Annotated in this window: 22 protein-coding genes and 1 riboswitch; of the genes, 7 read left to right on the forward strand and 15 right to left on the reverse strand. The window is 29.7% G+C overall.

The genetic code is table 11. The features are described 5' to 3' along the window. Positions 1-35: 35 nt before the first annotated feature. Complete coding sequence (locus tag B2P65_RS03690; RefSeq protein ID WP_346879620.1) at positions 36-4,688, reverse strand: cell wall-binding repeat-containing protein; 4,653 nt, start codon at positions 4,686-4,688, stop codon at positions 36-38. Between the two features lie 516 nt (positions 4,689-5,204). On the opposite strand from B2P65_RS03690, the gene arsM reads away from it, so the two are divergent. Then, positions 5,205-5,996, forward strand: a complete 792-nt coding sequence (gene arsM, locus B2P65_RS03695; protein WP_346876549.1) for an arsenite methyltransferase — start codon at positions 5,205-5,207, stop codon at positions 5,994-5,996. A gap of 95 nt (positions 5,997-6,091) precedes the next feature. On the opposite strand, the gene hisS is transcribed toward arsM, so the two are convergent. Both hisS and B2P65_RS03705 read right to left on the reverse strand, forming a co-directional pair. Then, the gene (gene hisS / locus B2P65_RS03700; protein WP_346879621.1) at positions 6,092-7,408 is read right to left on the reverse strand and encodes a histidine--tRNA ligase; all 1,317 of its coding nucleotides are present in this window, start codon (positions 7,406-7,408) and stop codon (positions 6,092-6,094) included. A gap of 353 nt (positions 7,409-7,761) precedes the next feature. Next, a complete protein-coding gene (locus tag B2P65_RS03705) occupies positions 7,762-8,820 on the reverse strand; it encodes a P1 family peptidase (RefSeq protein ID WP_346876550.1) in 1,059 nt (352 codons plus the stop codon). A 189-nt stretch (positions 8,821-9,009) separates the two neighbouring features. On the opposite strand from B2P65_RS03705, the gene B2P65_RS03710 reads away from it, so the two are divergent. Beyond that, entirely contained in the window at positions 9,010-9,234 is a 225-nt protein-coding gene (locus tag B2P65_RS03710; protein ID WP_346847478.1) for a DUF1659 domain-containing protein, read from the forward strand. Positions 9,235-9,292: 58 nt separating this feature from the next. Continuing rightward, positions 9,293-9,514, forward strand: coding sequence for a DUF2922 domain-containing protein (locus B2P65_RS03715; RefSeq protein ID WP_346878246.1), 222 nt, complete (start codon positions 9,293-9,295; stop codon positions 9,512-9,514). A 114-nt stretch (positions 9,515-9,628) separates the two neighbouring features. Here the strand turns inward: B2P65_RS03715 and lysA are convergent, their stop codons facing one another. Continuing rightward, a complete protein-coding gene (gene lysA / locus B2P65_RS03720) occupies positions 9,629-10,936 on the reverse strand; it encodes a diaminopimelate decarboxylase (protein ID WP_346847480.1) in 1,308 nt (435 codons plus the stop codon). 141 nt (positions 10,937-11,077) lie between these two features. Next, positions 11,078-11,249, reverse strand: a riboswitch (Lysine riboswitch). 238 nt (positions 11,250-11,487) lie between these two features. On the opposite strand from lysA, the gene B2P65_RS03725 reads away from it, so the two are divergent. Both B2P65_RS03725 and B2P65_RS03730 read left to right on the forward strand, forming a co-directional pair. Continuing rightward, a complete protein-coding gene (locus B2P65_RS03725; RefSeq protein ID WP_346879622.1) occupies positions 11,488-12,222 on the forward strand; it encodes a DUF3784 domain-containing protein in 735 nt (244 codons plus the stop codon). A 114-nt stretch (positions 12,223-12,336) separates the two neighbouring features. After that, entirely contained in the window at positions 12,337-12,492 is a 156-nt protein-coding gene (locus B2P65_RS03730) for a hypothetical protein (RefSeq protein ID WP_346847482.1), read from the forward strand. 70 nt (positions 12,493-12,562) lie between these two features. Here B2P65_RS03730 and B2P65_RS03735 read toward each other — a convergent pair whose 3' ends face one another. The 10 genes from B2P65_RS03735 to nrdD all read right to left on the reverse strand — a co-directional run bounded on the left by B2P65_RS03735 (position 12,563) and on the right by nrdD (position 23,287). Further along, positions 12,563-13,873, reverse strand: a complete 1,311-nt coding sequence (locus tag B2P65_RS03735) for an ABC transporter permease (RefSeq protein ID WP_346879679.1) — start codon at positions 13,871-13,873, stop codon at positions 12,563-12,565. An 8-nt stretch (positions 13,874-13,881) separates the two neighbouring features. Beyond that, entirely contained in the window at positions 13,882-14,772 is an 891-nt protein-coding gene (locus tag B2P65_RS03740) for an ABC transporter ATP-binding protein (protein WP_346878244.1), read from the reverse strand. Positions 14,773-15,033: 261 nt separating this feature from the next. Then, positions 15,034-15,567, reverse strand: a complete 534-nt coding sequence (locus B2P65_RS03745) for a DUF5317 family protein (RefSeq protein ID WP_346847485.1) — start codon at positions 15,565-15,567, stop codon at positions 15,034-15,036. Positions 15,568-15,622: 55 nt separating this feature from the next. Then, the gene (locus tag B2P65_RS03750) at positions 15,623-16,915 is read right to left on the reverse strand and encodes an HD-GYP domain-containing protein (RefSeq protein ID WP_346847486.1); all 1,293 of its coding nucleotides are present in this window, start codon (positions 16,913-16,915) and stop codon (positions 15,623-15,625) included. A gap of 267 nt (positions 16,916-17,182) precedes the next feature. Beyond that, positions 17,183-17,791 (reverse strand): hypothetical protein, encoded by a 609-nt coding sequence (locus B2P65_RS03755; protein ID WP_346876557.1) that lies wholly within the window; start codon positions 17,789-17,791, stop codon positions 17,183-17,185. 222 nt (positions 17,792-18,013) lie between these two features. Continuing rightward, complete coding sequence (locus tag B2P65_RS03760) at positions 18,014-19,198, reverse strand: AI-2E family transporter (protein WP_346847488.1); 1,185 nt, start codon at positions 19,196-19,198, stop codon at positions 18,014-18,016. 229 nt (positions 19,199-19,427) lie between these two features. After that, positions 19,428-19,952 (reverse strand): hypothetical protein, encoded by a 525-nt coding sequence (locus tag B2P65_RS03765; RefSeq protein ID WP_346847489.1) that lies wholly within the window; start codon positions 19,950-19,952, stop codon positions 19,428-19,430. A gap of 89 nt (positions 19,953-20,041) precedes the next feature. Then, a complete protein-coding gene (locus tag B2P65_RS03770) occupies positions 20,042-20,497 on the reverse strand; it encodes a dUTP diphosphatase (RefSeq protein ID WP_346847490.1) in 456 nt (151 codons plus the stop codon). A gap of 37 nt (positions 20,498-20,534) precedes the next feature. Next, positions 20,535-21,029, reverse strand: a complete 495-nt coding sequence (gene nrdG / locus B2P65_RS03775; RefSeq protein ID WP_346879623.1) for an anaerobic ribonucleoside-triphosphate reductase activating protein — start codon at positions 21,027-21,029, stop codon at positions 20,535-20,537. Positions 21,030-21,043: 14 nt separating this feature from the next. Further along, positions 21,044-23,287, reverse strand: coding sequence for an anaerobic ribonucleoside-triphosphate reductase (gene nrdD / locus B2P65_RS03780; RefSeq protein ID WP_346847492.1), 2,244 nt, complete (start codon positions 23,285-23,287; stop codon positions 21,044-21,046). A 372-nt stretch (positions 23,288-23,659) separates the two neighbouring features. Between nrdD and rbr the strand changes: the two genes are divergently transcribed. Further along, positions 23,660-24,268, forward strand: a complete 609-nt coding sequence (rbr, locus tag B2P65_RS03785; protein ID WP_346847493.1) for a rubrerythrin — start codon at positions 23,660-23,662, stop codon at positions 24,266-24,268. 100 nt (positions 24,269-24,368) lie between these two features. After that, the gene (locus tag B2P65_RS03790) at positions 24,369-24,527 is read left to right on the forward strand and encodes a DUF1540 domain-containing protein (protein ID WP_346847494.1); all 159 of its coding nucleotides are present in this window, start codon (positions 24,369-24,371) and stop codon (positions 24,525-24,527) included. A 137-nt stretch (positions 24,528-24,664) separates the two neighbouring features. Here the strand turns inward: B2P65_RS03790 and B2P65_RS03795 are convergent, their stop codons facing one another. Next, complete coding sequence (locus tag B2P65_RS03795) at positions 24,665-25,534, reverse strand: cation diffusion facilitator family transporter (RefSeq protein WP_346876559.1); 870 nt, start codon at positions 25,532-25,534, stop codon at positions 24,665-24,667. Between the last annotated feature and the right edge of the window lie 169 nt (positions 25,535-25,703).

Below are 25,703 nucleotides of genomic sequence, written 5' to 3' on the forward strand. Positions count from 1 at the left end.
ATTACTACCTAGGATATTTTACTATTATCTTTATTTTACTTATTATTTATTCTATTTGCTAAATCTTGCACAGCAGTTTTACTAACTTCTCCACCCACTTCTACTACTTTCTTAACTAACATCTTATCTGCTAAAGACTTTTGTTTATTAGATAAATTAGAATTAGTTATTATAACTGGTGAACCTGTTTTAGCTGCTAGAGGTGCAACTACTAGAGAATCTACTAACTTCATACTTTCAGTTACATACATATTTTTTTGCTCTTTTGCAAATAATTTTTCTATAACTAATGCATTAGTTTCGTATCTATCTGCTCCTCCTATTCTATTTTTAGCTATATCCTCAGATGTGATTTTATTTAAATCTTTCATAACTGAGTTCTTAACTACACCTTCTCCACCTATAACATAAGCTGATTTAAGTTTTTGATTTTTAAGCCATGATAATACTTTCTCAGGAATCTTTTTAGTCTCAACTAATATTATTGGAGTCTTATCTGTAGCTGCTTTAGATGAAATAGTTACTGCATCTGCTGGAGCATATCCACCTACTACATAGATATTTTCAACATTCTTTTGTCTATCTATCTGTGTAGCCACTGCTAGTGAAGTTTCATATCTATTTGCTCCACCTAATCTTACTACATCAATTCCCATCTTAGCCATCTCTTTAACTGTAGCTTCAGATACAACACCTGTTCCACCTACTACATAAACCGTTTTAACACCTAATCTCTTTAATTCAGTCTTTGTAGCTTCAGTTAATTTACCAACTTCAGTTAATAGTATTGGTGCGTCGTAGTTTGCTGCAAGAGGTGCTGCTACTAAAGCATCAGCATATGCTGTTCCATTAGCTATTACAGCCATATCAGACTTTTTCCAACCAGTCTTACTAACTTCTACTGCTGTTGCATATCTATCTTTTCCATATAATCTACCAGTAGACTCAACAATCTTTTTAACCTTTTTAACAGTTATTTCCTTAACAGTTGTATTTCCTGCATCATCTATAGCTTCAACAGAAATTTTATTTTCACCTTCAGCTAATTTTACTTCATAAGCTAAATCATATTTAGCACTTTCTAAATCATTAAAGTATGACCAATCTGGTGCTATTGTTTTAACAACATTACCATTTACCTTAACTTTTAAGCTTGGTAGGTTATCGTTTATTTTACCAGAAATAATTACTGAATCTTTAGTAGTTTCAGATGGTACACCTTCAAGGTTAACTACTGGTGCTGTAGTATCTACAAATATTTTATGAGCAAATTCTATTTTATTATTTGCAGCATCTCTAGCAGCAACCATAATGCTATGATATCCATCTTTTAATTCTACTTCAGTTGAGAAATTCCAAAGACCACTATGAGTATCAAAGGTTAATGGTACATTCTTTCCATTTACAGTAAACTCTGCTATAGCTGAAGCATCCTTTACGGTACCTTCAACAACTACTTTACCACTCTTTGATACTCCAAAGAATTCTGGTCCTTCAACCATCACTGTAGGAATTGTAGTATCTCCTTGTGCTGCTCCTGTAGGCTCCTTATATTCTCCTGTAGTTGCTTCTGTTACTTTAGTAGACGTTTTATTTTGTGCATAATCATAAACTTCTACAGAACACTTTTTATAATCTAACTTGCTTAAATCAAATTTTCCTGTTGCATTTTCTTCTACTGCTTTACCATCACTAATAAGTACATATTTATAAACATGTCCCTTATTATTATCTTCTGCAATTACTTCTAGTTGTTTAGTATCTTTATCATAATTAACTTTATTAACTGCAGGTGCCTTTGTATCAACATTTACCTTAAAGTCAAAGTTTTGCCATTTAGCATTATCATAATCTACTTTTGCTTTAACTCTATAAGTATATGCACCATCTGCAACTACCTTATTGTTAACAGTTCCATCCCAAGTAGCATCTTTGCGGATACTATACTTATCGTATTTTCCATCATGGTAATGCTTTTTTACATTGAAATCTTGAGTTAAATTTCTTATAACTTTTCCATCTTTATCTAATACTTCTATATCCAATTCCTTCATATTTCTTAAGTAAGAAAGAATAGGTAATATTGCATCATTTGCACCATCACCATTTGGTGAGAATGCAACTTTATTACCATCTGTATTTTTACCTGATAAATCTACACCTAGGAAATCTAAATCACTATTTACTATAGATGTAACTCCATAGAAAGAAGCTCTTTCTGTTTCATAGATTGATGCATCTATAGCTGGAGCTTTATCCCATGCTCCCTTAAATCCTAGATATGGAATACTTAAAGTTGGGTTTGTATCTGTAGGATCAGATAAAGTTACAAATCCCTCAACATATCCACCATTTACAAAAACATCTTCAATGGATGCTTTATTAAATGCTGTTATAGTATTGCTTAAATCCACAGTAGCAGTAAGTTGAGCTTTTCCATTTTTAGCTACTTTAATTGTATTATTATTAAAAGATATTGGGAATTTTTTAGTATCTTTATTAATTATATTTTGTGCTTCTAAAAGTGTATATCCTTTATACATTAAATCTGTTTGAACAGTACCTGCCACATTATAAGTTAATTCTTTGTCACTAAAGTTCTGAACTTCTATAGTAAATGTAGCTTTATTATCTTTAATTTCTTTTAAATTGACCTTACATTCACCAGTAGTTGTATCTGTAACTATAGCTGGTGTAGTAGTAGACGCTTGAAGATCCATAATTCCAGCACCCTGTCTTCTAGGTGATGTATAGTTGGGTCCTGCAACAACTCCTTCTGCCTGATTTGCTCCATTGTCTACATGAGCTACGGCTGTACTCATCATTAACTTTTTAGCCATTTTAGCTCTTGCTTCACCAGTTAATTTAAAGTCTTTATCTACTCTTTGAAGTACTAATGCTGATCCACCTGCTACATGTGGTGAAGCCATAGATGTACCACTCATGTTTCCATATTTATTATTATTAAGTGTTGACCATATATTACCACCAGGTGCAGTAATTTCAGGTTTAAACTCTAAATCTGGAGTAGTTCCCCAAGATGTAAAATCTGACATGCTTCCTTTAACTGTATTAGGAACTGATATAGTATTACCATTTGCTACAACCTTAACTTCTGAAGTTTTTAGTTGTGTAGCAATTTTAGCACCAAATGAATTTCCTATAAACAACGCTGGAATTGTACCACCCTCTGGATACATCATGCTTATAAGTCCTTCTCCACCACTAGCATTATTATAAACTATAACTGCAGTAGCACCTGCTGCTTCAGCATTAGCTATTTTATCTGTAAAATTATAACCACCACGCTCGATCAAAGCTAAATTACCTTTTACTTCTGCTGGGAAGTGTTCTGGTAATCCGCCTAATCCACAATCTACAGCTTTAAGTTCTTTCCCTTTAAATACAGATAAAATATCTGTTCCTGATGAAGTATATGGAGCTATATTCTTTTCTCCACCAATTGAAAACTCTAGTCCATATCCAGTAACAACATTGTTTTCTATAGATGCAACTTGAAGAGAATCTGTCGCTAACCCTGGAGAACCAACAACACCGTAATCAGGATTCTCAGCATATGGATTATCATGCCCATTTCCAAACACATTAGAGTTTCCTGCTGATATTGCCATAACTACACCATTATCTACAGCTCTATTAACTGCAACTTGCTCTAAATCTGTATCATCTACAAAAGATGCCGTTGAACCTAAGCTCATATTAATAACATCTGCGCCAAGAAGTACTGAATCATCTATAGCCTTAACTATAACATCACCAAAAGTAGAAGCCATAGCTGGGTCATTACCAAATACCTTCATAGCAAGAATTTGTGCTTCCGGAGCAACTCCCTTAATTCCAGCCTTGCTAGTATCTCCATTAGCTCCTACTGTTCCCGCAACGTGCATTCCATGCATTGAAGCATCTGGACCTAAATCTAAGATTTCTTGATTATTATCCATGTAGTTGTATCCATAAGGAACCTTTGAGGTTCTATAGGTACCTGGTAATTTCTTTTCCTTAGATATAGCTTGTACTTCATCTGCTTGAAGTTCAGCTTTATTTTTATCTGTAAGAACCATATCTTTATGTGTTGAATCCACACCAGTATCAATAACTGCTACTACTGTACCTTCTCCATTGTATCCACTAGCCCAGGTTTGCTCCGTTTTTATGATTTCACCACTATTATTCATCATAGGCTCTGGTCTTTCATATTCATTAGCAATAGTAACTGACTTAATTCCAGCCATACTTTCAAGATTTTTAGCTTGTCCTAATGTAGTTTTCATACTAAATCCATTAGCTACATTAGTAAAGCTATTTATAACTTCAAATTTAATTCCTTTAGAACTGATTTTACTTTGTAATGATCGTTGTTCTTTTAAAACTTGGCTTTGAAGTTTACCAACTTCAAATTTACTCATTTCATCAAGTTTTATCCCCTTTTTAGTAGCCTTTTCAAGTACTGCCTCACTGTCTAACTCTACTATAACTCTAACTTCATCAGAGTCTTTAATTGTTTGAAGTGCTGGCTCTTGTTTTATCTGAGCCTGTAATACCATTAGTTTTTCTTTACTTTCTCCCAAAGACTTAACTAGTTCATTAGGAGAAGCAAACGCTGTCATTGTTGAACCTAACACTAAAGATAGAGCTAGTCCAACAGATATGCCCTTTTTAAAGTTCATTAAATTACCCCCTTGATATATAATTTTCTTAACCTTATATGATATGTATATAAATTTATTAACTTATGTTAATTATTTTATATACTTTTAAGAATATATTAACAGTATAAGAATTTATTTCAATAAAAAAATTATCTGATTTTTCTTCCATAAACACTAATCTATTACATAAAAATACTTTTTATTGTTTATTTATCCATATATTTGATATTTTTTCAACATGTAAATCCATAATAATCCAAATATCTACATTATTTCGAAAATAAAGTATACCAAAAATTTTAACTTCGTATACCTAAGTATTCTTAATTTTATTTAAAATTTATATTTTGTTAACTATATATTCATTGATTTTATAATCAAATTATGATTTAAAATCACATTGATTTATTATATATTAATCCATTTTATCTACTACTAAGTATAAATAAGCCATTTTATATAGTATAATAAAATGCATAATATACTAATTATTGCTTACCCTACTATTTAATAAATAATTAAGGAGAGTTTTATATGAATCCAAATAAAAACTTACTAATAAAAAATGCTGTTCGTGAAAGCTATAAAAACATAGCTCTCGGAAAGATAGATAAAAATAGTTGCTGTAGCACTAGTAAAATATCTCTTAAAAAGTCCGCAGTAGAAATTTCAAATAAAATAGGGTACTCTGAAGAAGAAATAAACTCTGTACCTTCAGGAGTAAATATGGGACTTGGCTGTGGTAATCCTCTTTCTATATCTAACTTAAGTCCTAATGAAACTGTTTTAGATTTGGGAAGTGGCGGTGGATTTGATTGTTTTCTAGCTTCAAAAAAAGTTGGTCCTACGGGTTTTGTAATTGGAGTTGATATGACTCATGAAATGTTAAGAAAAGCTCGAATGGCAGCCTCTCAAAACGGCTATAAAAATATAGATTTTAGACTTGGCGAAATTGAAAACTTACCTGTAGCAGACAACATTGTAGATGTAGTTATTTCTAACTGTGTTATAAATCTATCTCCAAATAAACAAAGGGTTTATGATGAAATATATAGAGTTCTAAAACCTGGTGGACGTATTGCAATTTCTGATATAGTTTTAATGAGGGAACTTACAGAGGACATGAAGGCGGATGAATCTTTATATTGTGGGTGAGTTACCGGTGCTTCTTCAGTTGAAGAATTAGAAGTATACTTAAAAAACTCAGGTTTTAAAGAAATTAATATAACTACTAAAGCCGTTCCTAATGAATATGAGGAAAAGTGGGGACATAATCTTAAAGTTGGAGAATACATAATGTCTTCATATATAAAAGCATTTAAATAATACTTAAATAAAAAATGATTAGAGTTAATTGACTCTAATCATTTTTATACTAAAAATGTTATATCATTTATTAGATTTTAATACTACCATTATAATTATCTACTATTTAAAATTGAAATACATTCTTCTGTAGATACTAATTGTTGCTCACCATTTTCCATATTTTTCAAAAGTATTTTATTAGATGTTTTCTCATCTTCTCCAATGATAATAACATATGGTATAGCTAATTTATTTGCATATTTCATTTTTTTAGCAAACTTTCCACCTTCAAGGTAAATATCAACCTTAACTTCAGATTTTCTTAATTGATTACAAACTTCAATACCATAATCAAAATCTTCATCCATTGGTATCACTAAAACATCTATAAGTGAATTACTATCTAAATCTATAATATTACTTTCCATAAAACTCCAGAATAATCTTGTTAATCCAATAGATATACCAACTCCAGGAAGCTTCTTATCCGTATAGAACTGGGCTAAATCATCATATCTACCACCTGAACACACTGAACCAAATTCTGGATAACCATCTAAGAATGTTTCATATACTGTTCCAGTATAATAATCTAATCCTCTAGTTATCTTAAAGTCAACTACATAATTTTTATCAGGAATTCCAAAAGCTTTTATATACTTATTTACAGTTTCTAATTCTTCAACACCTTCTAAAAATCTTTCGTTGGTCACTGAACTATTTTTTAAGAACTGAATCTTCTCCTCATTGCTACCTTCTATAGTTATAAATTTAATAACCTCATCTATTCCTTCACTGGTTTTTATATATTCCTCTAATTCTTCTCTGACCTTGGCTTCTCCAATCTTTTCAATTTTATCTACAACTCTTAATACCTCTATATAATTATCTATATTTAAACTTCTTAAAAATCCATCTAGGATTTTTCTATTATTAATTCTTATTTTAAAGTTATCAAAGCCTAACTCTTTAAATATTTTATATATAGTACTAGGAATCTGAGCATCATTTACTATGCTTAATGCTCCATTTCCAATTACATCTACATCACACTGATAAAATTCTCTAAATCTACCCCTCTGATTCCTCTCACCTCTATAAACTTTTCCAATTTGATATCTTTTAAATGGAAAGGCTATTTCTTCCATGTGTTGAGCTACATAACGTGCAAGTGGTACTGTTAAGTCAAATCTTAATGCCATCTCTGTACTACCCTTAGTTAAAGTATATATTTGCTTTTCTGTGTCTCCACCAGTTTTAGCAAGTAATACTTCACTTTTTTCAATTATAGGAGTGTCTATAGGTAGAAATCCAAAAGACTCATAATTTCTTCTAATGACATCATAAACATTATTAAAGGCTACTTGCTCTCTTGGAGTAAGCTCCATAAATCCTGGCAATATACTAGGCTTTGTTATTTTTGTACTCATATCAATCTCTCCTTAATTTATAAAACTTATATAATATTTATCTGAAAATCTAAAGCTTTCATACTATAAAAAAATCTCTAAAGACAACTAGTATCCTTAGAGATATAAAACTCAATAACTCCATAGATACATTTGCCCTCGCACAAATAGGCCCTATCTATGGCTTAATTTTAAAACCATAATTATAAGACCTTGCATCTATGATGATGTTCATATTTTCTATTTGACAAGTATTTCACTACAACCATCTCCTGTGTAAATAAATCCTATTATAAATAATTTATCATTTAATATATTTCATGTCAATAATTTTAAGTGACTTATACTCTAATTCTTATATACAATCCTGTTTATTAATCTAAGGATTTAGATAATCCATCTCTTCTATTTCCATTTCGACCAATAACTGTGTCGGCTGTAATTAGAGAATTTAGAACTGACTCCTCTACCGCTTCTGCAGCTGCTCTAAAAAAGAAGTCGATATAATTTTCATTAATTACATTAACTTTACTAGTTACACATTCCTCATAATGTTTAATTTTATTAGCTGTACTAAAAGCAATTGCTATATCACCACTTCCATTTCCAAGATAAGAACCTAATCTTGTTATACCCACAATACTTCTCTTTGCCACTCTTTTCAATTGTCTTGGTGATAGCGGAGCATCTGTAGCTAAAATTATCATAATAGATCCCTTTTCCAAATTATCTATATTACAGTTTGTATTAGTTATATTTACACCTATATTATTCCCATATAACATAGGTTTTATATCATTGTTATTAAGTATAAAATCTTCCTTGATTCCAAAATTGGATAATACCAATGCACCTAGTGTATATTCTTCATCTTTTATATTTATTTTTCTAGAAGAAGATCCTATGCCACCCTTATACCCAAAGCAACTCATTCCAGTTCCTGCTCCTACTGCTCCTTCTAAAAAATCTGTAGATGCATTATTTATACTTTCAAATACGTGCTCTTCTTTAACATGAAGTCCTCTAATATCATTTAGATACCCATCATTACATTCTCCAACTATAGGGTTAATAGTTCCTGTTTCAACACCTATATCAGTGTTTATTGAAAGCATATATCTGACTAATCCTTGGCTTACTGTCCCCACATTTAAAGTATTTGTAAGCATAATTGGTGTTTCAATTGTTCCAAGTTCCTCTAATTGTATGGTTCCTACAGTCTTTCCAAAACCATTTATTACGTGAACAGCTCCATATACTTTATCCTTGAATAGATTTCCATCATGGGGTAATATAGCTGTTACTCCTGTGTTTACATCTCCATCTTTTAATGTAACATGACCTACCCTTACTCCTTTTACATCAGTAATTTTATTTTTTTCTCCCCTTGGTAATTTTCCTACAGTAACTTCATAATCTCTAATTCTCTTCATTGTTTCCTCCTAAATTCAAATCACTTATTATAACACTCTATACACTTATCTATATATTTTTAAATAATGACTTATTAAATATTCATCTTCTTAATTTTACTATATTATCTTTCTAAATTTCAAAGTTTTATAATTATTTTCCACTTTTATCTTGAAAGGCATATATGTTCATTGAAAGGAGTTGATACTATGGCAATAACAAATACTAAAAATAATACAGCCTTAGTTATTAAATATACAAAGGGGCAAAACCAGGATGGTAGTCCGAAAATTCAAAGTCAAAGGTTTTCAAAGGTAAGTGGATCTGCTATTGATGAAGAGGTCTACAATTTAGGCATAGTAATTGGATCTGTACTAATAAGTGAACCTACAGAAATTAAAAAACTAGATGATTATACTTTGAATGAAGGCTAAAGATAAAAAATTTCTACTCTCTCATAATTATAATTCTAAAAAATAAGGAGGATTAATAATGGAAAAAAAATTAGTTATGACCTTTAAGGATGAAACGGAAAATAAATTTAATCTTACAGTTAACTCTGTTAAAGATAGTATATCACCTACAGAAATTAACAATATAATGGACTATATTATATCAACTGAAATATTTAAAAGCAAAAATGGAAAATTAGTTTCTAAAACTTCTGCTGTAACTGTAGATACTAGCGCTACTGAACACCCAGTAGGTAACTAAAAAGGAGTGATAAACACGAGGATACTTTTTTAGTATCCCCGTGTTTATATCACTCCCTTTTTATATTTTCATTTCCTTTCACCTGTATCTCTTGTTATAAGCTAAAATTAATTACTATATAATGTCTAAATCTAATTCATTTCTTAACATATCTTCGTAGGTTTCTCTTTTACATATGAGCCTTGGTCCTAATTTTCCAACTAAAACCACTGGTGCCTTAGGAATCTTATTATAATTACTACTCATGGAATAGCAATAGGCTCCTGTAGAAAGCACTGCTAATATATCACCTTTTTTTACCTTTGGAAGACTTATATCATTAATTAATACATCTCCTGATTCACAACATTTACCAGAAATAGTAACCATAGCTTCTTCATTATTTTCTACATTATTGGCTATTAATCCTTGATACTGTGCACTATATAATGATGGTCTTATATTATCTGTCATTCCCCCATCTACAGATACATATTTTTTAATATTAGGAATTTCTTTAACTCCTCCAATAGTATATAAAGTGATTCCACTATTTCCAACTATACTTCTACCTGGTTCTATTATTATATTAGGATTTTTCATCTGTAATTTTCTACTACAACTCTCTACTTCATTTAAAATTCCAGCACAATATTCCTCTATAGTTTTGGGATCGTCACCTTCACCATAATATATACCAAAACCTCCACCTAGGTTAAGTTCTGTCATAGTAATTTCAAAATGATTATTAATACTATTCATTAAATTAATCATAATCCTTACAGCTTCTCTATATGGTTCTATATCAAATATCTGCGATCCTATATGACAGTGAAGTCCTTTTAAATTTATATTCTCAAGCTCACTTATACTCTTTACTACTCTAAATATATTATCCTCCAAAAGAGTAAATCCAAACTTAGAATCAATCTGTCCAGTCTTGATATATTCATGAGTATGTGCCTCAATTCCCGGAATTATTCTAAGTAATATATCCTGAGTTTTTCCATAAACCTCACATATATTATTAATATTCTCCAATTCCATCATATTGTCCACAATAAAGGTTCCAACACCCGCTTTTATTCCTAGTTTTATCTCTTCAATAGTTTTATTATTTCCATGAAAATATACTTTATCCATAGGAAATTCACTGACTATAGCAGTGTAAATTTCTCCTCCTGATACAACATCCAGGCATAGGCCTTCATTCTTCATAACTTGAACAATAGCCTTAGTTAAAAATGCTTTTCCAGCATAGGCTACTTTGTTATCATTTATTTTTGCACCCATAGCTTTCATATATCTTCTACAGTTATCTCTAATTTGCTCTTCATCCATGACGTAAAGAGGAGTTCCAAATTTCTTAACCAGCTCTAAAGTATTAATTCCACCCACAAAAAGATTGTTTTCTTTAACATTCATTGTTCCAAATAAGTTCATAGTAAATTCTCCTTTCAGCTCCCCACTATAAGTTTATGAGAGTAATATTTATTTGGGTACTTATGTACCAAAAATAAAAAAAGGCGGACAAAGGAACACCCTTGTCACGCTCAATTTAATTCACTATGAACACAACAGGTGTTACTTTGTAGCTCTCCACTATTTTCATAGTGGCAGTATAGCACATATTTTGTACTATCCCAGAGAATATCCTTGCCAGGTTATTCTCTTCGGCTTTTCTCCCCTTTCTTCTTGTATCATCGTGTGCCCACTTCTCAAGAATACTTTTGGTAAAAGCTCCTCTACCCTAAATAACATCTCTTAATTATCTAAATTTAATTTTAATACTTATTGGGATAAATATTTTAATTTTCTTAATAATATAATACTCAACAAACATAGTCAATACTTATTTAACATATTTTTTAACTCAACATATACATTTTAAATTTCACTTCTTATATTTTATATTTATTACATTATTTTCTTGATATATTTCATAACTAATCATATAATTTGTATATAATATACTGTATTTAGGAGGAATCTATATGGGAATAAATATTGTACTTTTAATTATTGCATCCTTATTCTTTGGTATTGGAATATGCATAAGTAAATTAAAGTGGTATTGGCTAATCTCAGGATACAACACTATGAATAAAGAAGAAAAAGCAAATGTGGAAATTGAAGCCTTAGGAAATTATATGAGTAAAACATTCTTTTTTATCTCTAGTTTGAATATTATCGGATTTATATTAAATTATTTTTTTAATATTTCTTTATCTATTTTTATAGTTCTAACTGTAATTGTACTACTGTATTCTATTTATAATTGTCAACGCTTTGACCATAATCCAAACTCTAGTAAAGAAACAAAAATTGTATTAGTAATAGTTATATTTATTATGCTGATAACTTGTATACCTATAATGGCTATTGGTTATTCCTCAACTAAAGTAACAATCACTGATACTTCTATAAAAATATCTAGTGGAGTTAATGCTTCAATTCCAAAGGATAAAATAAAAAGTGTTTCCCTAGTAGATGAAATGCCTAAAATTCATATTAGGACAGGCGGCATAGGTATGGGTAGAATCCAAAAAGGAAATTATAGTCTAGAGAATGATATTAAAGCTAAGCTATTCTTAGCTAGCAAAGCGGGTCCCTTCATTGAAATCATATTGGACTCAAGCCCTTCCCATTATTACATTAACTATAAAGATTCAAAGAATACTAAGACAACCTATGATGATATTATAAATAAATTAGACTTAGATAAATAATACAATAACATGAATTTTTACTATAACACTACTACCATATATACAATATATTACTAGTATTATTTTATGTAATTCTACAAATGATAATATTACTTATATTAAGGAGGAAGTATTATGTCTAAAAATTCTTGTAAAACTAAAAATAAAAAAACTACTTCACTAAAATCTGATCCAATATCCCCTAAATACCAAGAAGGTGTTAAAAATAAAGCTAATGAGCATTCTCCATATGGAGAAAATGAACCTTCTACTCATACTATCTTTAGATAAGATAAGCTAACTAGGAATAATCTTTTACAATTTTATTCTTAGTTAGCTTTAAACTTATAATTTCCTTATACTATTTTTCGTTATTAAATATGGTGAATAGATCTTTTATTTTTAGTCTATTACCTGTATGAAGTATTACTACAGAGTATACCCTAGCTGTAAATAGAGTCAACACTACAATTGTTGCTATTAATATTAATAATGAAACTCCCATCTGAACTATACCTATTGTTTCTGACAAAATCATAGATGGTATATAAAATGGTGCTGAAAATGGTACATAGGTTGCAATGGTTCCTATCACTGATTCTGGTGACATTATTGCTGCATATGCTAGGTAAAAACCTATTATTGAAATAAATGATACTGGCATTATAGCTGTATTTAAATCTTCTAACTTACTTATAGTTGCACCAACTAAAGCATTTATAATAGCATACAATACATATCCTAATATGAAGAACAGTATTATTAATACCACTTGTATCACCGGAATTTTTCCAAGTACTGCTGATATATCAAATATATTTGCAGATGTATCTATAAACTTCTTAACTATAGCTCCACTTCCTACAAAGGATATATATGCAGTTAATAATATAGATGCAAACTGAGTTATTGCTAAGAATCCCATACCAACACACTTACCTACAACAAGTTCCATTGGTTTAGTTGATGTAAGTAATAATTCCATTACTCTTGAGGTTTTCTCTGCAACTATAGAACTGGCAACCCAATATCCATAAAAATAAATTATATAGAATAGTAGCATACATACTACCATAGGAAATACCATTTTTATTATCATATCTTCCAAGGTATCATCCTCATCACCTGCAGTAAATACTTGAGTGTTTATAGGTGTAGATAATTTTACTAGCTCTTCTTGTGATACTCCAGCCTTAATTAATCTACTATTATTTAAAATACTAGATATAGTTTCCGCTAGTATTTGTCCATCCTCTGAAGACACAGCATCACTAGTGGGTGTTATTACCTCCACGTAATATCCTATGTTTTCATTACTAATAGAAACTAAAACCATCTTATCTTCTAAGGTTTTAAGTTTTTCTAATATAGCCTCTCTACTTTCTGTAGCCTTTTTTAATTTTAAATTTGGAAAAGCTACTTTTAATCCTGACTCTAAATCTACCTTCAGGTCAGAGTCATTCATATAATAAGCAGTCTCTATTCCAATTTCTTTGCTACCATTAGTTGCCTCTTTACTGTCATCATCCTTACCAAAAATTGCAGGAATAAAGTTTACTAATGATGTTAATATAAGCACCGCTATCAATATTATGGTGGTAGAAATCTTAAATGCCTTACCCTTAACTTGTTGAGCTACAGTGAATTTTGTAACCTTCCAGAAATTATCCATACTCAATTCTACTCACCTACCTTTTCAATAAATATTTCATGAAGAGTTGGTTCCCTAAGCTCAAATCTAATAACTTGAATATTTCTACTTAATATTTCTTTAAGTAAACTTGTAGCTTCATCTTCACTATTAATACTTAACTCTATATAATCTTGATTTTCATTTAAAATTTTCATATTAGCTTTTTCCAATAGTTCTTTTATATCTCCATCACAACTTAAAATTAAGTGATTTCTTCCATAAGATTTTTTAATCTCTTTTAAGTTACCACTTAACACAGTTTTGCCTTTATTAAGTATAACAAGATTCTCACAAAACTCTTCTATAGTACTCATTTGGTGACTTGACATTATTATATATTTACCTCTTGCTATTTCTTCCTTAATTATATCTTTAAACAAATCTGTATTTACTGGATCAAGTCCACTTAAAGGTTCATCTAAAATTAGTACTTCTGGATTAGATATTAAGGCTGCAATAAATTGTATTTTCTGCTGATTACCCTTAGATAATTGCTCTGCTCTTTTATCTCTATATTCAGTAGCTTCTAATCTTTCAAGCCAATATTCAATACTTTTTAACGCCTCCTTGCGAGTCATTCCTTTTAACTCACCAAAGTATATTAATTGATCTAACACAGTAAATTTTGAATATATACCACGTTCTTCTGCTAAATATCCTGTTGAAACTTCTTTAGAATTATACGGTTTCTCATTCCAAGTAATCGTCCCATTATCTTTTTTCAACATTCCTAGCATCATTCTTATGGTAGTAGTTTTTCCTGCACCATTAGTTCCTAATAATCCAAAAACTCCCGGTTCTTCTATGGAAAAGCTTAAATTATCAACTACCAATTTATCACCATAGCTCTTAGCAAGATTATTTACCTTTAACGCCATATTTCCTCCCCCTTATCAATTTTTTCAATTGAGTTATGTTATAACTTTATGTAAATCTTTTTTTACCCATGGTATAAATATATATTATTGTTAATTTGTAGTCAATACACTTTTTTTAAATATAACTTGAATTTTACTTGAAACTACTTGAATTTATACCTATTTTCTTCTTCAACAATTATATTTTATTATTCTATGTAATATGCAAAAAACACCTAAAAGGTGTTCTATAAGCATTAAATATATAATTTTATATTTATTTTAATCTGCCCTAAGCTTCATTCCCTTTACTATAATACCAATGATACCTATAGATAATATAATATCTCCAATACTGGCTATACCCCCATACTTCCATAACTTATATGGTATTACATCTGCTAGAAATTTAAACTTTGTTTCTCCACTAATAATAGAATATAAACCTTTAGTTTCTACTGGTCCACTTACATTTAATATGTCCATAGCCTTTGTACTAATAGGCATAGTACATCCATTTCCGAATATAACCACTATATTCAATAAAAAGCCTATCCCAATCACTAAAATCATCTTATATTTTCTATTGATATATATAAATGCCATTATACAACTATACATTACTATATTTAAAACATAAGTTAAACTTCCAATTTGAAGGTTTCCTGATTTAAGAAAAATCTTCATTATAAATTCCACTAAAAACCCTAGGGCTATAAGCCACCATCCTTTAATTTCGAGATTATTTAAATTTTCTATATTTCCTTTTAGCAAATATCCTAATACTACTCCAAGAATCACTGAAAATAAGAACATGGCTATCCCCCATATATGTAAAATATTTTAAGTTAAATTATTTTTAATTATTATATTAAGGCAACTTTCCACCATTCTTTCCTACAATTCTTAAATAAGTTTCTGCCACCTTAGGATGAAATTGAGTACCTGAATATTTTTTAATTTCCTCTAAAATAATACTTTCCGAAAGTCCTTTCCTATAAGGCCTATCAGATGCCATAGCATCCACCGTATCTGCTAGTTGAACTATGTAAACATTTAAAGGTAATTCATCACCTTTTTTACCATCTGGATATCCTTTTCCGTCATACCTTTCATGATGGTTTCTAACTACAGGATAAACATAATCAATATTTTTAATATCCTTAATTATTTTAATTCCTATCTCCGGATGTTCCTTTATTGCATCGAATTCCTCATCCGTTAACTTACCTGGTTTATTTAAAATAGCATCACTAACTCCAATTTTACCAACATCATGCAGCATAGCAGCTATATTTAATTCTTCAATACTCCACTGATTATATTTTAACTCTTTTCCAATAGCTACAGATATCTCTGCAACTCTTCTAGAATGTCCTTCTGTATATTGATCCCTAGCATCAATTGCATTCATTAAGGCTTCAACAGTATCAATAAACTGAGATTTTGAATCTGAATATAGTAATAGAGTATATCTAATTAACAATAATGGAAATGTTATGAATGCTATGCCTAAATAACCATACTTAATAAATACTAGTGCTAATAAAATTCCTATTGGAATCATAACTACAGAATTTAATATTCCCATTCTTATATTACCCGTAAAACAGAATACTACATTCTTATTTGTAACTATAGACATTAATATAGACATTATTAAACTATTAACTATTATGAAAGCAAAACAAAATACTATCAATGGTCCTATATTGCTAACTATAAAGCTTAGACTAAATTGTCCACCTAAGGTTTTATAAAAAAAATTACCAACTACAACTGGTAATATTAACGCACAACAATTAAATATTGTTCCATATAGTGGAGTATTAAATACATGTTTATACTTATATCCATATATATTTTCATCAACCTTAATTACTCTACATAAAAATCCTAATATAAGAATTATAATGCATTCAAACGTTCCAAATAACACAAAGGAAGCTATAGTTACAGCAAAACTTGTACTAAAAGACATATTCTTAAATGATACTGTAAATGATTCTGTAATTGCTGTTAAAATTATGAATACTATAATATTTGTAAAATTACCAACTTCAATTTCCATTTTCCCATTCATTATAGGAATTACAAAAGAAATTACAGTAACTAAATAAATTAAAATAAAAAATCTTTTTTGTTTTAAAGATATATTATTCATCTTATTCCTCCGATATATTTAAGGCCGATTATTTATTAATCTTAACTATTAAAATATCCAAGTGATAGTTGAACCACCACCCATTGCTAAAGCTAGTAAAGCTATTAAAGCTGGCATAACTTTTTTCATGTTTTTCATTATAAAATCCCCCTTATATGCAAATTAACAAAGATCCGCTAAAAATCTGTCATAATTTCCACTCCGCTAAGGGAAGATAAATAAAACTTAAATATAATTTAAATATAATCGGCCATTAAACCAGTTTAACTATTTTTCTATTCTTCTGTTTATTGCATCAAGAGTGGCCTTTGCTATTGCCTCATTTACATCATTTCTTACAATGGCAGTTCCTATTAGAACTTCTTCTGCAATGTCATTTATCATATTTACAATAACGGTTACATAGGATATATTTCTAATTGAATTTACTACTATATCCTCTACATCAAAAACAGAGACTTGTCCAATTATTTCTTCTACAGCTGACACAGTAGCTTTAGCTACTACCTTAAGTCTATTAATACTTGTTCCAATTGCAGTTTGCGTAGACGTATACTCATCATCATCCATATTTAATCTAATTTCACATCTTACGTTATTATCTTTAACTTCTAAAGAAATACCTTCATATCTAATTCTCTTTATAGACTTCGTTTCCCCAGTATCTATTTGAGCTATACTAATTAATTTTCTATTTATTCTATAATTAAATATCGCAAGAAGTGCTGATTCGATGTCTCTTACAATCTGTTTAGGTGATCTTGTAGTATTTGCAATTATATGAACCTCTTCTACTTCATCCTCATTATATACTACTTTACTATGAGTTACACCTTGAATTTTCGCTATAACATCTTCAAAGGACATAAAATCCATAATTAACACCTCATTTTTATATTTTCAGTTAAATTATACATCATATTTCCTTTATTAACAATATTAATATCTGTAATTATTTTGAAATGTGTTCTTAACATTATATTATTATTGAAATATGGATTATTTTTTACTAGAATTTGTAACAAACTTAAGACTATAAAATAAAAATATGTTGAGATATAGATCTACCTCATATCTCAACATATTAATGTACATTTTCTAAAATTTAATTTTATTTTCTGGAGCTGCATACTCCTTAGCTTCTACTGGCAATCCCTTTTCCTTTAGTACATTATTAATTACACTTACTATAATTGAATAAATCACAGCAAATGTTGGAACTCCTAATATCATTCCTACCACTCCAAATAATCCATTTCCTAAAAGTATGGCAAACATTACCCAAAATGCAGTCAATCCTGTGGAGTTTCCTAAAATCTTAGGCCCTAATATATTTCCATCAAACTGTTGAAGCACTAAAATAAATAATATAAACCATAATGCCTTAATTGGACTAGCAATAAATATAATTATAACACTAGGAACTGCTCCTATAAATGGTCCAAATACCGGAACAATGTTAGTTATTCCTATTATAAAGCTTACAAGAAGTGGATATGGCATTTTAAATATCTTCATACCCACAAAGCATATGATTCCTATAATTAATGAATCTAACAACTTACCACCAAGAAAACCTATGAAAGTTTTATGACTAGACCTAGTGAGCTCTATTACATATTTTACAGGTTTCTCCGGTAACATAGCATATAAGAATTTTTTAATCTGTGCAAAAAATTTTTCTTTTCCTGCTAATAAGTAAATAGATATAATTGTTGCTATAAATATGTTTAGTATATATTGAGTAATATTAGCAGAGAATTGGAATAAATCTAACACTGCTGTGCCTGCAATACTTGTTATATACTTAGATATGCTATTAAAATCTTTTACTATATCTTCTACCATATCACCATTTAAATTTAAAGCTATAACTATATTATTTATGTATTCCTCTAGAGCCTTAATATAGTCAGGTATATTTTCTAAAAGTGTATATATGCTACGACTCAGCTCTGGAACTAATATAGAAAATACAATACTAATTAATATAGCTGCAGATATATATGTAATAGTTATTGAAATAAACCTTTTTGCTTTGTACTGATTTTTCTTGTCCATAAATTTAAGAACTTTATCTTCTAAAAACTTTAATGGTATAGCTAATAAATATGCCATAGAAAAACCATATATAAATGGCATTAATAGTTTAATTACTTCTCCTACTTTATTAAAAATACCTCCTAGATTTTTTATTATAAAAAACAGTATAATCCCTACTGAAACTACAATAATATTAGATATAGTTCTTTTAGCAATATTGGAGTTTAGTTTTATTTTCATAATTGTCTCCCTTATTTTACTTTTTAAATTTTTCTATGTTCTAAATTATATATCAACATTACTTATTTAATACTTAAGTTTATTGTTTATTTCCACATTATTAACTTATGCTACACAATTATACTATTTCTTAAGCTTATTTACTACAATAAACCTCGAAACAAAAGAAGTTCTTATATATCGCCATAAATAAGAACTTCTTTATAATATATTTATCTACAAAGTTAATCTACCTTATACTTGAAATAGCCCATTTATTATTATTGTACATTATAGTTAATGTGTTATAGACTGGTTTCTCATTGCCCTCTGCTGTAGTTAAATTGAATTTTATCTTATGCAATTTAACCTTGCTACTTACATCAACTTGGTCTATGATTTCATAGCTAGTAATCCATGGACTTGAAGTCCCTGTTACCCATGATGTATTATTTTCATTAGAAAGATGATTTTTAAAATCTTGCTGAAGTTCCTTATTCATAACAGCGTATTGAAGTACTCCATTTCTAGTCATCATTCCCTTTGCCCAAAGCTTTGCAGCTTCTTCACTACTCATAGCCCCGAACTCCTTTAAAGCTTCTTCTGCTAAGCCTATATGCTCAATGATTTTATTATTAACTAATAAATTATCACTTACCATAGCTTCTACAAATGGTTCATTTTCTTTTCTTTCAATAATGTTAAAAAAATATACCATAGAAATAGCTGAAATAATTAAAGTCCAACTTACTACTGTTATCATAGTTCTTTTCATTTGCCATATCCCTACCTTTATAAGCGTTAATAAAAGATTAAGAATATAGTGCCCTTGTTCTAAAGAATAAATACACCAATTAAAACTTATTATTTACCTGTACTACCAAAACCTCCAATTCTTTCCTCTTCAGTATTACAGTTATCACTTACTAAGAAAGGTATAAACATAGCTTGAGCTATTCTATCACCTTTTTTAATTATATAAGGCTCTTTTCCTAGATTTAAAAGATTTATTCCCAAATTTCCATCATTCTTAGGATTGTTATAATAGTCACACTCTACCCAGCCTTGAGCATTAGCCATTAAAACTGGATGACTTCCCATAGAACTTCTAACATTAATAATCAAAGCTTCCCCTGGTTGAAAATATGACTTTACATCTGTCCATATTAATTGCTTACCCATAGGCTCTATAACTACATCTATAGGTGAATATATATCATAGGCTATAGCATGCTTGCTTCCCCTTGTTGGTAACTGTATGTCTTCCTGTGGATGCTTTCTTTTCTCATCTGTAACTATTTCAAATCCTCTTGTTCTCATTGCGTCTCTCCTCTTTCTAATGCTCTTATATTAATTTTTATAACTTAAATTCTTTAACATTATTTTCCCTAAGGCTTTCTTTAACATCTATAATTCTTTGTGAGCTACTTCCTCGAAATTTTAGAGTTACATCCCTTTCGCTTATTTCAAATCTTCCATCTACAATTACATCTATATATTTTAAAACTTCAGCTTTATTCAATGAAAATAACTGCTCCCAAGTATATCCTGTATATAACCATATATTTTTATTACATTTTTCTTTTAACCTCTTAAGTAATTCTAGAGTATTTTCATACTGAACAGTTAGCCCATCTCCACCACTTATAGTTATATCTGTAATTGGATTTTTAGTAAGCTTATCTACAACCTCATCTATTTTATATAAATCGCCCTCTTCATGCCAATACTTTTCATTCTGGCATCCTGGACACTTATGAGTGCATTCCGCTATATAGCATACTTCCCTAAGACCTACTCCCTCATTTAAAGAACAAGGATTATATCCTATTAATCTTATAGTATCAATCAATTTTATTTTCCTTCCTATAGCTTAGTTATAGTACTATGTTTAAATCTTTCTTTAACTTCAGCTTGCTTAGCTTTATTGAAGTTGCGATAATCTGTAGTTAAATATCCTGTAACTCTTCTAAGTTGTTCTATTTCCTCGCTATGGCAAATTGGACATCTATCATTAAATTCTCCTTGATAGCCACACTTTAAGCAAGTATCTATAGGGAAATTGAAAGCTAAATACGGAATGTCTAAGCTAAAGGCATAATCTATGATTTGCTCTATTGCTTTTGGATTTTCTACTACTGAACTATCTAACTCTACATAAGTTATACATCCTGAAGTAGGGTACTTAGTAAATGGAGCCTCAAGTTGTAACTTAGTAAATACATCTATATTTTTCCAAACTGGTATGTGATGTGAATTAGTTATCCACTCCCTGTCCGTTACATTTTTTATAATTCCAAATTCATCCCTTAAACCTTTAATTTCTCTATTTCCTGTTATTATAGTTCCACAAGTAGACTCAATTGGCGCTGCATAACAACCAAAGTTTAAATTGTATCTTTCTGAAGCTTCCTCTGCAAACCTTGAAATTCTTTCTACCACCGATAATGCAAACTTATGAACATCCTTATCATCACCATGATCTTTTCCAAAGAGAGCTTGACACATTTCTGCAATACCTGCATATCCTATAGCTTGGCTTCCATGTTTCATTACATCATAAATACAAGTGTCTGAGTCATATTCTCCACCTAACATACTTTTATTTCTATACATGAAAGGGGCTGATTTAGCACTTTGTGAACATATATATTTAAATCTATCTACTAAGGCTGTAGCTGAAAGTTCTAAAAGCTCATTTAATTCATTCCAAAAACCTTCAAGATTAGCTTCTTCTCTTTCTCCTAAACATATCCCATGTTTTATACCTATTTTTACCAAGTTAATTGTTACTGGAGTAACATTTCCTCTTCCTACCTTTGAATATCCCATACCATGTCTATCAAATCCAACTAAGGTTCTACATCCCATAGTTGCCATAGCTGTATCCGGATTACTTAAATCTTCTACATTCTTACTCCAATCACAGTTTACCCAGTTAGGATATATTCTTTTAGACATAGATTCTATAGCTAACTTCTTTAAGTCATAATTTGGAGTTTCTTCTGTATCATTAACCCCTTTTTTATATTGGAAGATTGCTATTGGGAATATACTTGTTTTATGATGTTTTCCTATTCCATCTATACTAGCAAGCATAAGCCATCTAGTAAGCATCCTACCAGCAACTGTAGTTCTTCTTCCTAAATTTATAGATGTAAATGGTACTTGGGAACCTGGTCTTGATTCTAGTGTATTCAGATTATGGTATAAGCCTTGAGCTGATTGCATACCCTCTCTATCTAACTCTCTTAATGCAAAAGCTGTTAGCTTAGGATATTTCTTCTTTAGCTCTTCTTTATTTTCTACGCATATCTCAGAATCTAACTCTTTCCAGCTTAATTCTTTATCTTCAAAGTAAAAAAGTGCATCAGAAAAATGCTTTTTGAAAGATATATCCACCTGCTCTTCTAAATCATAATCTATATGGCAACTTCCTGTACCTCCAAATTGTTCTTGGCTTTGTATTTGGAATATTACTGCTACTAATTGAAATGCTGTAGATAGTCCATTAGCTCCTCTTACATCCCCATTTCTAGTAATAAATCCATTGTTAACCAGTTTCTTTATATCTGGGAAACTACAATTATGCATTCCCGTAGCATAACTATCTAAGTCATGTATGTATAATCTATTTTCAATATGTGCCCTTGCTATTTCAGGCTTTATTACCTTATCTAGGGTATACCTTTTTAATATTACATTTGCACTTTCAAATTTACGACCACCAAAACTATGCTCGTCCACATTAGCATTGGAGTTCATAATATCAGAGCATTGAAGTACCTTATCTAATTTTTTATATGTATCACCATTAGTATCTCTTGCAATTCTACGCTTTTCACGATAATCTTCATAGGCCTTTGATACAGTTTTATCTTTATTATTTAAAGCCTTAACTACTATGTCTTGAATTTCTTCAATAAACAGCTCTTCTTTTCCTAACTCTATAATAGTTTTTTCTATGTTAATTTCTAAGTCACTCCAATGTTCTTTAAACACAAAGTCATTTCCATGGACTTCTTCATAAGCCTTTTTAATGGCTATATGTATTCTCTCCATATCAAAGTCTTTAACTCTTGAATCCCTTTTAATAATACTTAATTTCATATTATTCCTACCTTCCCTGAAATTTTTAATTACTACTTTTGTCCCTTAGCAGTAAATTTTTCATATTTTCATGGGCTATGAAAATATAAAACCACAGATAGATTTATTATATCTTTCACTCTATTTTAAATCAATGTCTATAAATTGAAGTAATGTACATATACCTACTGTATTAACATTTAATTCTACTTCATACTCTCTTTATCTTTATCAGATTCTAAGTACATACTATTTCAACTTATATAAGCTAACTCTGATAATGTTCTCGTATCAATTTAACTCTTGCTTTAACTTACTTTTAAAAGTTATGAATAAAATTACTCTACTTTTGGAAACTTAGTAATAAGATTTAAAAATTTGGAGGTAATAAAAATGAATTTTAAAGATAGTGAAACTCGCATTAATTTAATGAGATCCTTTGCTGGTGAAAGTCAAGCAAGAAATAGATATACTATTGCTGCAAGCTTTGCAAAAAAAGAGGGACTTTACATAGTTGAGCAAGTATTTAATTATACTGCAAACCAAGAAATGGCTCACGCTAATCAATTCTATCAAAAATTAAAAGAAGAAGCTGGAAATAATATAGAAATAGGAAATGGTGCATATCCTGTAGACTTATATGATTCAACTCTAAAATTGTTAAAAGCTGCTCATCACAATGAGTATGAAGAATACGATGATGTTTATAGTAATTTTTCTAAAATTGCTAAAGAAGAAGGGTTTAATGCTATTTCTACATTATTTAGCAACATAGCTTCTGTAGAAAAAATTCATGGAGATAGATTTAATTATTTTGCTAAGCAATTAGAAGAAGAGACTTTATTTAGACGTGATGAATCAATTCAATGGTTTTGTACTAATTGTGGATATATATATGAAGGGAAGGAAGCTCCTAAAGCTTGTCCTGTTTGTCTACATCCTCAAGGCTATTTCATAGAATTCTGCCGTTCTCAATTTGGTTCTAATTACACTACAAAATAAATTTTTATATTTTTAATAAACATTACAAGGAATAATAACAAATATAAAAGCCATACTAACTTTGTAGTTAATACAAAAACTTTTTAAGGAGTGAATTTAAATGGAAAAAAATGAATCTATTAAATGTACAATCAACAACTGCAAGTACAATAATCGTAACGAAAACTACTGTACATTAAATCAAATTAAAGTAGGAACTCATGAACAAAATCCTACAGTAGTTGAATGTACAGACTGCCAATCTTTTGAACTTAAATAGAATATAATTAAACGTAACCCCTTACTAAAAAATACTATATGCAATATANNTATATTGCATATAGTATTTTTACTCTTATTTAAGTCAAAAAATTATTTAGGTCAAATATAATCCATCGTTTTAATTTAATGTTCATATTAATTATACTTATAAGGATTAATATGAACCATACAATGCTTAATATTATTATTTTTTTCGACACCATGGTGTATGTTTATTGCTATGTCATGTCCTTCTTCTACTGTAAGTTTTGAATCTACAGACACTTCTACATCTACATATACTCTATTAGCATGTTGTCTCGTTTTTATACTGTCAATATGTCTTACGCCCTCAATAGTCTGAAGTTTTTCATTGATATCACTTATAATTTCTTCATCTGCAGAAGTATCTATTAATTGATTTACACTTTGCTTTAATACATCACAGGCTACTTTTATAATTACAACACAAATAACTATGGCAACTACTGAATCTAAAATTGGCCATCCCATTCTAGCTCCAATTATTCCAATTAAAGCTCCCACTGAAGAAAAAGAATCTGATCTATGATGCCAAGCATCTGCTCTGAGAGCAGAACTATTTATTTTGTTAGCATATTTTATTGTATAAAAATACATCCACTCTTTAACGATAATAGACAATATAGCAGCCCAAATAGCAAGGATTCCTGGATTCTTTATTTCTCCTAAAACAATATTTTTAATACCAGAATATCCTATAGATATAGCAACCACAAAAAGCATTATAGATAAAAACAAAGAAGAAATACTTTCAATTCTTTCATGTCCATAAGGATGGCATTTATCATCAGGTTTATTGGAAAGCTTTAGTCCTATTATTACTCCTATAGTACTAATCACATCAGAAAAAGAATGGATACCATCTGCAATCATCGCATTACTACTAGACATAATACCTACCAATACTTTAATTGTTCCTAAAATGGCATTAACTAAGATTGTATTTTTACTAACTCCTACACCTATACTTGTTCTTTCATCCATAAATTTCCTCCATTATCAATTGACTTTAGTCTAATGTTGAACCACTATTATCTTTTTCCTTAATATCGGAAATCAACAATAATATGGCCATACACCAGATAAAGTATATTATTATAATACTCAGTTACCCTTAATTTGTGAGTTTTCTCAATAAGTTTCTTGTATAATG

Source organism: Clostridium sp. UBA3061 (assembly GCF_002367465.1).
GTDB lineage: Bacteria > Bacillota > Clostridia > Clostridiales > Clostridiaceae > Clostridium_J > Clostridium_J sulfidigenes.